This window comes from Ewingella americana ATCC 33852 (assembly GCF_000735345.1).
Classification (GTDB): domain Bacteria; phylum Pseudomonadota; class Gammaproteobacteria; order Enterobacterales; family Enterobacteriaceae; genus Ewingella; species Ewingella americana.
In genome coordinates this window covers 217153-231754 of sequence record NZ_JMPJ01000066.1, presented here as the reverse complement: position 1 = coordinate 231754, position 14602 = coordinate 217153, and the positions used below count along the sequence as shown (strand labels likewise).

16 protein-coding genes are annotated in these 14602 nt (G+C 54.0%); 9 read left to right on the top strand and 7 right to left on the bottom strand.

Going from position 1 to position 14602, the window contains the following annotated elements:
• Window positions 1-274: 274 nt before the first annotated feature.
• Together kdgK and GEAM_RS17655 are read right to left on the bottom strand one after the other, a co-directional pair.
• A complete protein-coding gene (kdgK, locus tag GEAM_RS17660; RefSeq protein ID WP_034794054.1) occupies window positions 275-1204 on the bottom strand; it encodes a 2-dehydro-3-deoxygluconokinase in 930 nt (309 codons plus the stop codon).
• 216 nt (window positions 1205-1420) lie between these two features.
• Window positions 1421-1636: a 2-hydroxymuconate tautomerase family protein gene (locus GEAM_RS17655; protein ID WP_072009923.1), complete on the bottom strand. Its 216-nt coding sequence runs from the start codon at window positions 1634-1636 to the stop codon at window positions 1421-1423.
• A gap of 258 nt (window positions 1637-1894) precedes the next feature.
• Between GEAM_RS17655 and pdeH the strand changes: the two genes are divergently transcribed.
• From pdeH to GEAM_RS17635, 4 genes are all read left to right on the top strand, one after another.
• Entirely contained in the window at window positions 1895-2671 is a 777-nt protein-coding gene (gene pdeH / locus GEAM_RS17650) for a cyclic-guanylate-specific phosphodiesterase (protein ID WP_034794050.1), read from the top strand.
• Window positions 2672-2777: 106 nt separating this feature from the next.
• Window positions 2778-4841 (top strand): AsmA family protein, encoded by a 2064-nt coding sequence (locus GEAM_RS17645; RefSeq protein WP_034794048.1) that lies wholly within the window; start codon window positions 2778-2780, stop codon window positions 4839-4841.
• 147 nt (window positions 4842-4988) lie between these two features.
• Window positions 4989-5300, top strand: a complete 312-nt coding sequence (locus tag GEAM_RS17640) for a type II toxin-antitoxin system HigB family toxin (RefSeq protein WP_034794046.1) — start codon at window positions 4989-4991, stop codon at window positions 5298-5300.
• The gene (locus tag GEAM_RS17635) at window positions 5297-5707 is read left to right on the top strand and encodes a helix-turn-helix domain-containing protein (protein ID WP_034794044.1); all 411 of its coding nucleotides are present in this window, start codon (window positions 5297-5299) and stop codon (window positions 5705-5707) included. Before GEAM_RS17640 ends, GEAM_RS17635 begins: the two co-directional genes overlap by 4 nt.
• A gap of 5 nt (window positions 5708-5712) precedes the next feature.
• On the opposite strand, the gene GEAM_RS17630 is transcribed toward GEAM_RS17635, so the two are convergent.
• The 4 genes from GEAM_RS17630 to GEAM_RS17615 form a co-directional block, all read right to left on the bottom strand.
• Window positions 5713-6486 (bottom strand): CDP-diacylglycerol diphosphatase, encoded by a 774-nt coding sequence (locus GEAM_RS17630; RefSeq protein ID WP_034794042.1) that lies wholly within the window; start codon window positions 6484-6486, stop codon window positions 5713-5715.
• Window positions 6487-6537: 51 nt separating this feature from the next.
• Window positions 6538-7860 carry an MFS transporter gene (locus GEAM_RS17625; RefSeq protein WP_034794038.1) on the bottom strand — a complete coding sequence of 441 codons (1323 nt, stop codon included), beginning with the start codon at window positions 7858-7860 and terminating at the stop codon, window positions 6538-6540.
• A 270-nt stretch (window positions 7861-8130) separates the two neighbouring features.
• Window positions 8131-9147 carry an inner membrane protein YhjD gene (gene yhjD, locus GEAM_RS17620; protein ID WP_034794035.1) on the bottom strand — a complete coding sequence of 339 codons (1017 nt, stop codon included), beginning with the start codon at window positions 9145-9147 and terminating at the stop codon, window positions 8131-8133.
• 113 nt (window positions 9148-9260) lie between these two features.
• A complete protein-coding gene (locus GEAM_RS17615) occupies window positions 9261-10160 on the bottom strand; it encodes a LysR family transcriptional regulator (RefSeq protein ID WP_034794032.1) in 900 nt (299 codons plus the stop codon).
• Between the two features lie 126 nt (window positions 10161-10286).
• Between GEAM_RS17615 and GEAM_RS17610 the strand changes: the two genes are divergently transcribed.
• Window positions 10287-11045: an SDR family NAD(P)-dependent oxidoreductase gene (locus GEAM_RS17610; protein WP_034794030.1), complete on the top strand. Its 759-nt coding sequence runs from the start codon at window positions 10287-10289 to the stop codon at window positions 11043-11045.
• A gap of 13 nt (window positions 11046-11058) precedes the next feature.
• Here GEAM_RS17610 and GEAM_RS17605 read toward each other — a convergent pair whose 3' ends face one another.
• The gene (locus GEAM_RS17605; RefSeq protein WP_034794026.1) at window positions 11059-11802 is read right to left on the bottom strand and encodes a flagellar brake protein; all 744 of its coding nucleotides are present in this window, start codon (window positions 11800-11802) and stop codon (window positions 11059-11061) included.
• Window positions 11803-12037: 235 nt separating this feature from the next.
• On the opposite strand from GEAM_RS17605, the gene GEAM_RS17600 reads away from it, so the two are divergent.
• From GEAM_RS17600 to GEAM_RS17585, 4 genes are all read left to right on the top strand, one after another.
• Window positions 12038-12619 carry a cytochrome b gene (locus GEAM_RS17600; RefSeq protein ID WP_034794139.1) on the top strand — a complete coding sequence of 194 codons (582 nt, stop codon included), beginning with the start codon at window positions 12038-12040 and terminating at the stop codon, window positions 12617-12619.
• A gap of 97 nt (window positions 12620-12716) precedes the next feature.
• Window positions 12717-13193: a tetratricopeptide repeat protein gene (locus GEAM_RS17595; protein WP_229333710.1), complete on the top strand. Its 477-nt coding sequence runs from the start codon at window positions 12717-12719 to the stop codon at window positions 13191-13193.
• 90 nt (window positions 13194-13283) lie between these two features.
• Window positions 13284-13739, top strand: a complete 456-nt coding sequence (locus GEAM_RS17590; RefSeq protein ID WP_034794021.1) for a sigma-70 family RNA polymerase sigma factor — start codon at window positions 13284-13286, stop codon at window positions 13737-13739.
• Window positions 13736-14533 (top strand): anti-sigma factor family protein, encoded by a 798-nt coding sequence (locus tag GEAM_RS17585; RefSeq protein WP_034794017.1) that lies wholly within the window; start codon window positions 13736-13738, stop codon window positions 14531-14533. The genes GEAM_RS17590 and GEAM_RS17585 overlap by 4 nt, the downstream gene beginning before the upstream one ends.
• The last annotated feature ends 69 nt before the right edge of the window (window positions 14534-14602 follow it).

Sequence of the window (14602 nt, the reverse complement as noted above, 5' to 3'; positions counted from 1 at the left end):
AACTGAGGGAACCGCCTAAGCGGCGGCATTTCGTGGCGATCACTGCGGCGGCTGAAACAGGTCCATTCCAACCCTGCGCAGCCTCGGTAACACAGCAACAAAAGCGCGGGAGTCCAGAGGGCGCGCGCTTACGCGCCTTCTGGGCCAGTTTGCGTGGCAACGCAAGGTTTTAGCGGTGTGGCGGCAGCGCACGGTTTTGACCTTGACCTTAAAGGTCAGTTTGCGTGGCAACGCAAGGTTTCCCCTTCCCCTAAAACTTTTTACCCAGCTTTTTTCAAAAAGCCACATCCCCAGGAATGATCGCCCCGCGATACTGAATAACCGTGCTGGCTGTCTTGTGGCCGCGAATGGCGGCTTCTTCTGGGCTGCCGCCGTTCAGGCGGACGGCGAGGTAGCCGGCGCTGAAGGAGTCTCCGGCGGCAGTGGTGTCGATGACTTTCTCTTTTGGCAGTTTCACCGCGGGCACGTCATACAGCTTGCCGTCGGAGGCGGAGACGATACAGCTCTCTGCGCCGCGTTTGATCACCACTTCACTGACGCCAAGCACGTGAGTGCGGGCGATAACCTCGTCATAAGGCTTCGTGCCCCACAGCATGTCTTCGTCGTCCAACGTCAAGAAGGCGATGTCGGTGCAAGAGAGCATCGCGTTATAAGCCGCCTGCGTTTTCTCTTTGCTGGCCCACAGGCGCGGGCGGTAATTGTTGTCGAAAATGACTTTGCCGCCGCGTGAGCGACAAGCTTGCAACAGGGTCATCAGGCGTTCGCGGCTTTCATCATTGAGAATGGCGAGGCTGATGCCGCTGAGATAAATGTAATCAAACTCGGCCAGCTGCTGGCAGATCTCGGCGGACTTCGGGCTGTCGAGCCAATAGCGCGCGGCGGCGTCATTACGCCAGTAATAGAAGGTGCGCTCGCCCGATTCATCGGTTTCAATCACGTACAGACCCGGCAGCTTGTTATCCAGACGCTGGGTCAAATCAGTTTTCACCCCTTCCTGCTGCCATGCCGACAGCATTTCATCGCTGAAACTGTCAGTGCCCAGTGCCGTGACGTACTGCACTTCCAGCGCGTCGGCCGGAACCTGACGGGCGATATAAACCGAGGTGTTGAGGGTGTCGCCGCCGAAGCCGCGATTCAGGGAGGAGCCTTTCTGGGACAGTTCAATCATGCATTCGCCGATAACGGCAATTTTTTTGCTGGTCATTCAAGCGGGCCTTGTCTTAAGAGATGGAAGCGACTGTTTGGCGCAATCAAGCTGGCGAAATCATGCACGTAGTCTCTTCGCTGACGAGGGGGCAGTCAATACTATTAAAACGCAGTTTTACTTTTTTTCGAGGCGTCTCGAAGAAGTGAAAAATAGCCATTAAAAAAGCGAAAGCCGGGAAGCTTTCGCCGTTATCTTGGTGACGAGAAGTGAAGCTTATTTGGCCGCGTTGCGACGCTCGGTCACGGTCTGGCCGCCAATGCCCCAATTGTCGGTGTCGATCTCGTCGATGATAACCGTGGTGGTGGCTGGGTTTTTGTCGAGAGTGTCTACCAGTAATTGGGTAACCCCTTCAATTAACGCCTTTTTCTGTTCAGCGGTTGCACCATCGCGGGTAATTTTAATATTCACGTAAGGCATGGCTTTCTCCATATTTATAACCGTTGTTAAGTCATTCAATGTAGAGCTTGAGGTGTGAGACGTCTAGCCTGATGGCGGGGTATTTTGTGCTGCCGCGGGCAGTACCGGCCAAGGTGATTAAAGTTTCCCCCTGCGACGCCGATAGTTATCACTATGAAGTGGAAGCAGGGGGGCGGGCTGTCGGTATAGCCACGCAAAAGCATGTTGCCGCATGTGACCTGATTGGATGATTTTTATTTCTGGCAACAGAAAGTATGGCGGCATAAAAATATGATAACGAAGATGATGTTAGGTCTGATGATGCCAACATTTTCTGTCATCGAACGCGTCAGGGCACAGTCCTACTGGCGCCAATGTCAGAGGGTGTATCGCTTTCAGCCCATTTACCGCACGTCTGGAAAGTTACTGGGTATTGAATTACTTACCGGGATTTTCCATCCGTCAGCACCACAGAAATTTGTCTCACCCGAAGAGTATTTTGTCGCCGTTGCGATAGGTAAACGTGTACAAATCGTTCAAGAACAACTCGATTTATTGCAGCAGTGGCAGCAGCTGTTTGTTGAGCATGGCCTGCTTGCCTCGATTAACGTTGATGGGCAAGTGCTGGAGGCTTTGCAGTCGGATAGCGCCCTGAAGCGGCAAATCAATACCATGCCTTATGTGCGCTTCGAGTTAGTCGAAAGTGCTGAACACGCGCTGAGCATCCCGCTTTCCAAAATTGAGCAATCCGACCGCCTGTGGCTCGACGATTTCGGTCAGGGTATCGCCAACTTCTCTTCCTTTACCACCTGGCATTACGAATACATCAAAATCGCCCGCGACCTATTTATCTTGTTGCGCCAGAGCGAAGAGGGTTCGAGGCTGTTTTTCACCCTCGTGACGCTGATGAATCGCTACAGTAAAGGGGTAATTATCGAGGGCGTTGAGACGGCGCAAGAGTGGCAAATGGTGCGTGAATCTGACGCGCTGGCGGCTCAGGGATACTATTTATCGCGGCCTCAAACCTTCGATCAACTCGATAAACTTCCTATACATTTCCCAGAATAATCACGTTCTGTCACGTTTTTCCCTCCCGTGCCGATTATGCAAGCTGCGGCAAACTCAACTATGGTTAAGTCTATGAATCAGTTAACTCTCTGATAGGAATAGACTAATGACGCGCACAGGTAAAGTGGTTAGCTGGGTGGTGGGGATCATCGTTATTCTGTTGATTGCCATCGTGATTTTCATCTCGCTGTTTGACTGGAATCGCCTCAAGCCCACCATCAATCAGAAGGTCTCTGCCGAATTAAATCGCAGCTTTGCGATACGCGGAAATCTTGGCGTCGACTGGTCGCGTCAAAAAGATGAAGCAGGTTGGCGAGCTTGGGTGCCATGGCCGCACGTGCATGCCGAAGATATCGTTTTGGGTAACCCAGATGATGTGCCGGGCGCCACCAAAGACGCGCAAATGGTTACGCTGGCCCGCGTTGACGCCAGCCTAGCGCCGCTGGCCCTGCTGCATAAAGAAGTGCTTATCCCGCGCATCTGGCTCAAGCAGCCTAATGCTTCACTGGTTCGCCTCGCCAACGGCAAAAATAACTGGACGTTTAATCTGGCGAACAGCGACAGCAAAGATAAAGACCAGCCAGCCTCGCCATGGTCCTTCACCCTCAATGACATCGTGTTTGACCGTGGTCAGATTGATTACAAAGACGCGCCGCTGAAGGCGGATTTCCGCGCGGTGATTGACCCATTGGGCAAACCGCTGCCGTTCACCGAGGTGGTCGGCGAGAAGGGCGATAAGAAGACGGCGGATAAAGGCAAAACGCCAGATTACGTTTTCGGCTGGAAAGTGGACGGTAAGTACAACGGCGAGCCATTGTCGGGTAGCGGCAAAATCGGCGGCATGCTGGCGCTGAAAGACCCGGACTCCCGCTTCCCGCTTCAGGCTGACGTGCGTTCAGGTAACACTCGCGTTGCCGTCGCCGGGACCCTGACCGACCCGATGAACCTCGGCGCGCTGGACTTACGCCTGAAATTCTCCGGCCAGACGCTGTCCGACCTCTATGGCCTGACGGGCGTGCTGCTGCCGCAGACTCCGTCCTATTCCACCGACGGCCACTTAACCGCGACGCTGCACGACAAAGACGGCGCGGTCTATCGCTACCAGAACTTCAACGGCCAGATTGGCGACAGTGATATTCACGGCTCGTTGACCTATCGCGCCAGCAAACCTCGCCCAAGCCTGAGCGGCAGCGTGGAATCCAAGCAGCTGCGCTTTGCCGACCTTGCGCCGCTGATTGGTGCTGATTCCAACAAAGACAAAGCCAAGCGCGGCGAAACCACCCGTCAGCCTTCAGACAAAGTGCTGCCGGTGGAGAAATTCGACACCAAGAGCTGGGACGTGATGGACGCGGACGTGAAGTTCAGCGCCAAACGCATTGAACACGGTAAATCGCTGCCGCTGAGCGACCTGAGCACCCATCTTAAACTCACCAACGGCGTGATCCTGATGGACCCTCTGCGCTTCGGCGTGGCGGGCGGTAACCTCAACTCCACTGTGCGGCTGGAAGGCGATAAGTCACCAATGCAGGGTCGCGTGGATATGCATGCGCGCGGCTTGAAGCTGAAACAGCTGCTGCCGAATGTCCAGTCGATGGAGCGCAGTCTGGGTGATTTGAACGGTGATGCCACCCTGTCAGGCACCGGCAACTCGGTAGCCGCGCTGCTGGGCAGCAGTAATGGCGATATGAAGCTATTGATCAATGACGGGGTCATCAGCCGCAGCCTGATGGAGATTGTCGGCCTGAACGTCGGTAACTACGTGGTGGGTAAAATCTTCGGCGATGACGAAGTGGCGATCAACTGCGCCGCAGCCAATGTGAATATCAAAAACGGTTTGGTTTCGCCACGGCTGTTCGTCTTCGACACGGAAAATGCGGTGATCAACATTACCGGTACCACCAATATGGCGACGGAGCGTCTCGATTTAACGATCGATCCGGAAAGTAAGGGTGTTCGCGTGCTGACCCTGCGTTCGCCGCTCTACGTGCGCGGTACCTATAAAAGCCCGGATGCCGGTGTGAAACCCGGCCCACTGATTGCTCGCGGTGCCGCCGCCGTCGCCCTCGGCGCGGTAGTTGCCCCAGCCGCCGCCCTGCTGGCGCTGATTTCCCCAAGTGATAATGAGCAAAACCAGTGCGGCCCAATCTTGCAGAAGATGAAAGAGAAGTAGCAGCAACACTGGCGTAGTCCTTCTAAACCCTCTCTTCCAGTAGAGGGTTTTTTATTTCGAGCCTTCTCGCAAAGTATGAGTTTCCATCTTGGCAACTTAATGTGTGAGTGATAGCATGTTCCCAAGTTGTCAACTTAGGGAGAAGTAATGCATCTGATCACCATGCGCGCTTTAGCAGAAGCAGCTATAAGATTTCCTCAATTTAAGACGGAATTGCTCAACTTCGGCAAAGTGATAGAAAAAGGGAATTTTCCAACACCGGCAGCATTAAAGAAGGTTTATCCGTCGTTAGATAATTTTAAATATCTGGATAAACATTATGTTATCGACATCGGCAGGAACGAAATCAGAGTCGTAGCCCTGATCTTCTTCGAAAGCCAAAAGTTCTATTTGAAGGGGATTTTTAACCACGCCGAATACGATCGCTTTACCCATTTACATCGAGGTAAAAAGAAATGATTAGCGACGCCATCAAAGCGACTGAAGAATTGGTTAACGCGGTACCTTTGCTTGGGCAGCACGCCAGCGAAAAGGACTATCGAGAAGCGTTGGAGCTGGTGGAGTATTTATTGATGAATCACCCACACAGTCCGCTGTTGGATATTGTCAGCAATAAAATCCGCGAATATGAAAATAGCCTGCCAGAGGTGGTTGCCTTCCGGGCTGAGATGGAAGCGCTGCCGAGCGGAGTTGCCGTGTTGGCGACGTTAATGGAGCAGTATGGCCTGAAACAGACCGATTTTCAGGACGAGATCGGAGGCAAATCCCTCGTCTCTCGTATCCTGAGTGGTCAACGTCAGTTCACCGTTGACCACATTGATAAACTGGCAAAACGGTTTGAAATCTCACCCGCTCTGTTTATCTGAGTTGTTCAAGGCTTCGGCACAGGATTCAGGACTGCGCAATCGTGGTCCTGAATTTCTTCGGTCGAGGCGTTGTTCATTTTGAGCAGATTACGCTGGTTGGCCAGCAGCAGGAAATCCCCGCCAGACAGGTTCACCATCGCCATACCAAAATGCCCCATCTTCTCGCGCGCTTCGGGAACACCCTCGACCAGCAGGCGGAATGCGCCTTTCTGATTCAGCTCCGCAGGCTCGACTTTGCGCACTAAGTAAGTGTGGCCAATCAGCTGATCCGGCAGCTCTTGCCAGCGATAGCCTATCTGCCCGGCGTCTTTCACCAGCGTATTTTTCACTTCTGGCAGCAGGCAGGAGATATGGATATGCAGCTGGTTTTGAGTGCGGCCATACTGCGAGTTGATGGCCAGCGAGACATTGCTGTCATCAATAGGTTTACCGTATTTATCCGCCATATAGTGCCGCGCTTCCCACGCTTGGCTGAAGTAGTTCGGCGTGGCGTCTTCGAGCAGCGCCGGACTTTCCATGCCGGTGACTTTAGCCGTCGGCATCAGCAGAAATTGCAGCGGCCCGTTTCTATCCTTCATTACCACAAAACCTTGCTTTTCATCGACCTGAGAGCAAGGAGCTGGCTGCCCATTGGCGCGCTGGTTAGGCACACACTTCTGGCTGATGATGTTCCACAGGGCGTCCGGGTTAGATTTATTGGGCAGGAAAAACCATAAAGCGGCGGCGATGATGACCACCAAAATCAGCAGCGAAATGAGGGAACGGCGAGTCAAACGCATGAGGGGTAAGTCCTTAGAAAATCCCCGCACCGAGTGGCGCGGGGGAATCAATCAGAGTGACTGGTCGCGAGTCTCTTTCGACAGCAGCAGCGCGATCAGGGTGATCAGCGCCATTGAAGCCAGATAGACGCCGACATAGAACAAGCCGTAGCGGGTCGCCAGCCAGGTCGCGATGTAAGGCGCAACCGATGCACCAAGAATCGATGCCACATTATAAGAGAATGACGCGCCGGTATAGCGAACTTCGGTCGGGAACAGTTCAGGCAGCAGAGCGCCCATCGGGCCGAAGGTCAGCCCCATCACCACAAAGCCGCACAGCAGGAAGATCATCACCAGCGTCTGTGAACCTGAACCCAGCAGAGAAGGGAACAGCAGGGCGAAGACAATCATCAGCAAAGTAATGCAAATCATGGTTCTGCGACGGCCAAAGGAGTCCGCCAGTTGACCGGCAATTGGCACCATCACGCCAAAACCGACCACGCCAATCATCAGCATCAGCAGGAAGTCATTACGTGTAATACCCAAGCCCAGCGGCTTTGGCTGTGTGCCGTAACTCAATGAATAGACAGTCATAATGTAGAACAGGGTGTAAGTCGCCACCATGATAAACATGCCCAGCACGGTCGCTTTCAGGTGCTTGCTAAACAGGGTGCCGATAGGAACGCGAACCTGCTTGCCCGCCTTGGCGATTTTGGCGAACACCGGCGTCTCATGCAGAGAAACGCGGACATACAGGCCAATCAGCACTAGCACGGCGGAGAGAAGGAAAGGCACGCGCCAGCCCCAGTCGATAAATTGCTGTTCAGTCAGTAACCACGACAGCAGCAGGAACATGCCGTTGGCGAAGAAGAAGCCAATCGGCGCCCCAAGCTGCGGGAAAGAGCCGTAAAGCGCGCGCTTCTTGGCTGGCGCATTCTCTGTCGCCAGCAGCGCCGCGCCGCCCCATTCACCACCCAGACCCAGGCCCTGACCAAAACGCGCCAGTGCCAGCAGCAGAGGAGCGAAAACGCCGATGCTGGCATAGGTTGGCAGCAGGCCGATCACCACGGTTGAAACCCCCATGGTGAGCAGCGAAGCAACCAGCGTGGCTTTACGGCCAACGCGGTCGCCGAAGTGGCCGAACAGCGCCGAACCAATCGGGCGAGCAATAAAGGCAATGGCGAAGGTCGCCAGAGACTGCAGCGTCGCCGCCGTAGGGTCACCCTGCGGGAAGAAGATGTGCGGGAAAACGATCACCGCCGCCGTGGCATAGATATAGAAGTCGAAAAATTCGATGGCCGTGCCGATAAGCGACGCCACGATGACTTTGCCGCGGGAGTTTTGGCTGACCAGATGGGCGTCAGCTGCTAATTCTGGTGTGACTGAGGCTTGCATAAGCGATGATTCTTATTGTGATTGAAAGGATGGATGTTATGTAAAGAAATGTTTGCTAAAGGCATATTAAGCAGGGAATGTGACGTTTTCAACGCCAGAGGATGGAGGGGAAAAGGCGGAATTGCACCAAATGGGGGAATGTTTTCCATCTGAAGTGATATCAGGTTTATCTGTTCAATAAGCAGATAAAAACCAGAATAACTCACTGGTAAATGGCCAAATAAAATGCCAGACAACGAATATTGTCTGGCACGATGTAAATCAGGGTACTTATTGAGCGGCGTTATGAGTCTCTGGCTGCTCGACTTCCTTATCCCCTTTGTATTGCGCGGTGGCAATCCATGCGGCGACGAACAGCGTCAGCCGGGCGAAGAAATAGAAGAAGGCCATCAGGCCGATAACCGAGCCGAAAGCCGCGCCGGAGGGCGAGCTTGCCAGTCGTGGCAAGGTCATGGTCATGACGAATTTGATCACCTCAAAGCCGATAGCCGCCAGCAGCGTGCCACGCAGCAGGGCTTTTTTACGCGGCTTGTGGCGCGGCAGCATCCAGAATATCCACAGGAACAACAGATAGTTAGCCGCAATGGAAATCACCAGTGTGACCGAGGTCATCACCGGGCGCAGCCACTCAATGCCGCCAAGACCTAACGCATCAACAATCGATTTTTGCGCCGAACCGGCAATCGAGGTCAGCGACAGCGTGATGATCAGCGCCAGCACCAGACCGGTCAGCGAGATGAAATCGCGGATATAGCGTTTGTAAATCACCTCTTTATCCTGCGGATTGCGCTCCCACACGTCGCGAGACTGGGCGCGGATCGCTTCGCGCAGATTCCCCATCCAGCTAATCCCGGAGTACAGAGCAATCAGCAAGCCGGATAGACCAACTGCCGTGCGCTGCTGAATCGCCGTGTTGACGGTGTTTTTCAGCGTGCTGGCAAGGTTCGGATCGCTAATGCTGTTGACGATTTTGCCAATCAGCCGCGCCAGCAGGTCGGGGTTGGAGGCCAGAATGAAACCCACGGCGGCGAATGACACCATCAAAATCGGGATCAGCGACAAAAAGGAGAAATAGGTAATAGCCGCGCCGAACTGGCTGCCGAGGCGATCGTTGAATCGCTCCGTGGCGCGCAGCAAGTGCGCGACCCAGCCCCATGACTGCACGCGGGTTACCAGCTTCGAAGCGCGAGTGATGTTTTTATCCACCGTGTGGTTGCCGGTCTTGATATTAATCAGCGGCTTAGCGTCTTCCTGTTCGAGCGTTTCTGAGTTTTTGGTGGTTGGCATTAATCCACGGAGTCCTTATTTTTGAGATTTTCCATCAGTTTAGTATAGCTGCTCAATCGCGCCCGCTGCCGGGCCACGGGCTGATTGCTTATCCATTGTCCAGCGAAGCGCCGTTATTTCAGATAGGCGTGGGTGATTTCGGTCAGCCAATCCATAAACACTTTGGCGCGCCGTGAGAGGTTCAGCCGGTGCGGATAAACCAGTGAGATGGGCATCGGCGGCGCGTTGTACTGCGGCAAGATTTTGACTAAACGGCCTGTCTCAAGGTAGTCACGCATCCCCATCATTGGCACCTGAATAATGCCTAAACCCGCCAAGCAGGCGCTGGAGTAAGTCTGAGTGCTGTTGACCGTCACCGCGCCGCCAGTCTTCACCGAACGCAGCGTTTTGCCTTCTACATATTCAAAGCTGGAGGTCCGTGCGCCCAGCGTCTGCTCGTAATGCACCATGGCGTGCTGGGATAATTCGTCCGGGTGCAGCGGCGTGCCGTGGCGTTGGAGATAAGCCGGGCTGGCGCAATTTATCATGCTGAGTTGCCCGAGCGGGCGAGCGATCAGCCCCGAATCCTTCAACGTGCCGACGCGGATCACGCAGTCAAAACCTTCGCGAATGACATCAACCCGATGGTCGGTGCTGCTGAGTTCAATCTCGATGGCCGGGTAGCGGTTGAGGAATTCGCCCAGCTTTGGCAGCACAAAATCGCGCGCCATGGCGACCGACATATCCACCCGCAGGCGGCCGCTGATGGTCGCCGGGTTAGCCTGAAACAGGGTTTCCATCTCTTCGACGCTGGCTAACAGCTCTTTGCAGCGGTCGTAATAGACCTGACCGTCCTGCGTCAGTTGCACCCGGCGGGTTGAGCGATGCAGCAGGCGCACGCCGAGTTGGCTCTCTAGCTGTTGGATCAGGCGTGAGACGCTGGCCTTGGGAAGGCTCAGACTTTCGGCGGCGCGGGTGAAGCTGTTCATTTCTGCAACACGAACAAACACCTGCATCGATTGAATTTTATCCACATTTTCGCCTATTGTTGTTTTTCATGGAACAGTGAAACCCATTTACCCCTGTTTATCGTTTCCTATTCTGCCAATAGACTCTATTTCATACAACGAGTACCCACGATATTCACTGCGGAGTCTACTATGAGCAATAAAATCGCGATCGTTACCGGCGCAAGCCGTGGTTTGGGCAAGAATGCAGTAGAAAAACTGGCAGATCAGGGTGTGGATGTGATTTTGACTTATCACAGCCAGCGGGAAGAAGCCGACAGCATTGTTCGCGCCGTGCAGGCCAAAGGCGGCAAAGCCGCTGCGTTGCAGTTGGATGTCGGCGACAGCAAATCCTTTACCGCGTTTGCCGCGCAGGTGAAGACCCTGCTGGCGGATATCTGGCAGCGCGACAGCTTTGATTTTCTGGTCAATAACGCCGGTATCGGCTTAGGCGTGCCTTTTGCTGAGGTGAGCGAAGAGCAGTTTGACCTGCTGATGAATATTCACCTGAAAGGGCCGCTGTTCTTGACCCAAAAACTGCTGCCGCTGATTGCCGACGGTGGCCGCATTCTCAACGTCTCTACTGGCCTAACGCGTTTCTCTCTGCCGGGTTATTCAGTGTATGCGGCGATGAAAGGCGCGATGGAAGTTCTCACCAAGTATCAGGCGAAAGAGCTGGGCGCGCGCGGCATCCGCGTCAATATTCTGGCGCCAGGGGCGATTGAGACTGACTTCGGCGGCGGCCACGTGCGTGACAATAAACAAACCAATCAGATGGTGGCGTCCAATACCGCGCTGGGGCGCGTCGGCCTGCCGGATGATATCGGCCACATGGTGGCGCTGATGCTTAGCGATGCGGGTGGCTGGATGAACGCCCAACGCGTGGAAGCATCGGGCGGTATGTTCTTATAACGCTGGTTAGCGATTAATCGCGAAAGCGTTTGGCTTTCTGATGCTGCTGCTTTTCCAGCTCAAATATCGCCCGTTGCAGGTCGCGTTCCTGCGCGGGGGATAAATAAGGAAAACGGAAACTGAGCCGCTGGCTGGTGACCGTTTCTCCTTTACTGCTCACCGTCTGTCGGTCCATCGCGCTGATAAACTCCAAATCTAGCTTGAAAGAGCCAAACTCGGCCAACTCCACCAGAGAGTCTTTGATCACCGCGCCGGCTTCAATTGCCAGTGGCATCACTTTGTCGACGTGCAGGCCAATGCCGCCGAGCGAGATATCTTTTAGGCGGAAGCTGAAGTCGCTGGCGTCGGGGAATTTGCCGCTACAGACATAGGCCGGTTGCAGTGGAATATTGACGCGGAAATATTCGCGACGCTGAATAAAATAGAGCTCCGGCGGAATTTCACAGCTAAATGTAGGTAGATTCTGCCAGCTGATTTCCTGCGCCTGTCCCGAGGTGAACTCGACTTTCGCACCCGCCGGTTCCGCCACGAAATTCAGGGTTTGCGCCTCTTTCGCCAGCTGGTTGTCGTAATCGCCACTGCCCAGATCAAACAGCAATTGGTTGGTATCCGGCAAAACGTCCAGAATTTTGCTGATAAATTGCCCGCGCCCGTGGGACACCATGACCAGCGTGTTGTTCTTCTTCAAATCACGCAGAACGGCCAAAATGCCTAGCTTGTTGCGTCGGACAAACTGCTCTTTAGATGCTTCATTCACCAGCGATACCCCACCTGACAGTTTTTATGATTGTAATGGTTTTAATTTGACTTAAAGGATGTCCACAACGGTTATCGGCAGGGCTTGTAGAAGCTTGATGCTTTTTTCTCTTTATTGCGAATAACGGCAAAATCGCCGCAAATTAAAAAATCGAAAAAAAATTTTTAAAACCATCGAATAAAAATCACCACTCAAGTGTTTACTGATAAATCGGACACTTATGGGCTTTTCCTTTATGCAAAACACTTCTGCTCCAACTCTGCGCCGCCGCTATGACGGCCTGACTATCCTCCTGCACTGGGCCACGGCGCTCATTGTTATCTTCATGTTTGCCAGCGCGCATATCTGGGAAGTTCTGGATCGCGGCACTCCGCTGCGCAAAGGGCTGCAATCCGTGCATATCTCCGTCGGTATTCTGTTGGCGGTGATCATTATCGGGCGTTTGCTGTGGCGCTTATTTACCGTGAGTACCGGCCGCAGCAAGCAGGAGCCTATTGCCATGCCGACGGCGATGAAAGCCGCGTCGCACCTGACCCATCTGGTGCTTTACCTGCTGCTGATTTCGCAAATTGTTCTCGGCTTCTTATTTCGCTGGGCGCAGGCCGAGCCGTTCTACTTCTTCGGCTTATTCCCGATCCCCGACGTGTTCGACTTCGACAGCGTCATGCCGCGCACCTTCGGCATGCTGCATAACAACGTGGCGTGGGCATTGATTATTGTGGCCGGGGTGCATGCTCTGGCGGCGCTATTCCACCACTACGTCTTACGCGACGGCACGCTGCGTCGCATGCTACCGGGCAGCCACGGCCGCTCATAAGAAACAAAGCCAACACCTTGATACTCAGGACCCTACAATGAAAAAAAATAATAATCTCACCACGCTGTCCGCCCTGTGCCTGTGCGCGGGTCTGTCGATGTTCTCAATCGCGGCCCACGCCATGGGTGACGACTCGGAGAAAACGCCGGACTGCCCGAAAGGGCAGGTTTATGACAGTAAAACCAAAAGCTGTATGGTAGAAAAAGGCAGTAAGATCTCTGATCAAGATAAGACCCAATATGCTTATCATCTGGCGAAAACTGGCCGTTTTCAGGAAGCTTTGGATCTGCTCGATACGCTGCAACAGCCGAACACCCGCGAAGCCTGGAATTATCGCGGTTACGCCACGCGTAAATTGGGTCGCACCGATGAAGGGATCGGCTATTATCAGCGTTCAATCGCTCTCGACGGGCATTACGCCAAAGTGCGTGAATACCTCGGTGAGGCGTACATGATCAAAGGGCGTCCGGATTTAGCCAAGGCGCAGCTCGCCACGATTAAAGGGATTTGCGGCACGGGCTGTGAAGAGTATCGCGACCTGAATGCCGCGATTGAGGGCCACCCGGAATCATAAAATCGATTGACCACGAGGTAGTGAAAAATCACATCCACAGAGATCCGGCATGAATTAAGCCTCTGTCTGGCGCGTCTTTGGCGTTACGGCATGGTGTTGTCGCGAAAACGCGATGTGGCTGATGATTTAGTGCAATCGACCTGCGTGCGGGCGCTTGAGCGCAGCGCGCAGTTCGAAGAGGGCACGCGCATCGATCGCTGGTTATTTTCGATTTTGCATTCGATTTGGATCAATGAACTCAGGGCGCAGCAGGTTCGTCAGGGACAGGGATTTGTGGATATTGATGAAGTGAGCACTTCGCATGAATCGGGTGATTTTGAGAGCCGCCGCTGGCAATTGCAGGTGATGCAGCAGGTCGGCGGCTTACCCGAAGCCCAGCGAAACGCGGTGTTTCTGGTTTATGTCGAAGGTTTTACCTATCAAGAAGCCGCCAACACGCTGGCCGTGCCGGTGGGGACCATCATGAGTCGGCTGGCGACTGCCAGACAAACCTTGGCGAAATCCGCCGTGACGCCTTTCCAACCACAACAGGGAGAGAAAAAATGACGCAAGAACGTCTGCCGATCCCTTTCCCTGATGAAGTGCTGGTGGCTTGGCTCGACAATCAGTTGAGTGACGCCCAGCGTGAACAGTTTGCCCAGCGATTACAGAGCGACGAGGCGTTGGCCGATCGCCTCAATCAGCTCTCTTACAGCAATCTGCCTTTCCACGAAGCCTACGAGCCTTTGCTGTCTGAAGCCCCGTTGAGTCGCTTGCAGGCCCGGCTGGATGCCATTCCAGACCCGGCAATAGCGCCAAAAGCAGCGCAGAAACAGGGCGTTAGCCGCCGCCATCTGCTGGCCGCCGCGGTGAGTTTCCTTGCAGTTGGCATTGCCGTCGGGCGCTACGCCGTGCCTTTTGCCCAGCCAGAGCAAGACCTCGGCTGGCGCAATCTGGTTGCAGAATATATGTCGCTCTATTCAGCCGACACGCTGGCTGATATCCATGAATCCCCAGAACAGCAGCAGCAAGAATTGCAGCGAGTGAACACCGCGCTGGGCACCAGCCTGACTCCCGCCAGCCTTGTTCTACAGGGCGCGACGCTGAAAAACGCCCGCCTGCTCAACTATGACCAGTACAACATTGCGCAGATAACCTATCTCGACGCCACCCACGGCCCGATGGCCCTGTGCATCACTCGCTCATCCCAGCGCGGCGACACCGCCCAGCAAAGTGAAATCCGCCGGGGTATGAATGTTATTTATTGGCGCGCCAAAGGTTTTAACTACATGTTAATTGGGCATAATCCTGCCGACCAAATGGCTTTGCGCGGGCAAATATTGTTGAGCGCGCTGAGTTGAAACTAACTTATTAATTTCCCTAAGAAACTACTTTACTGAATTAGTTTAATAATTAAAGTTATTTTTAGC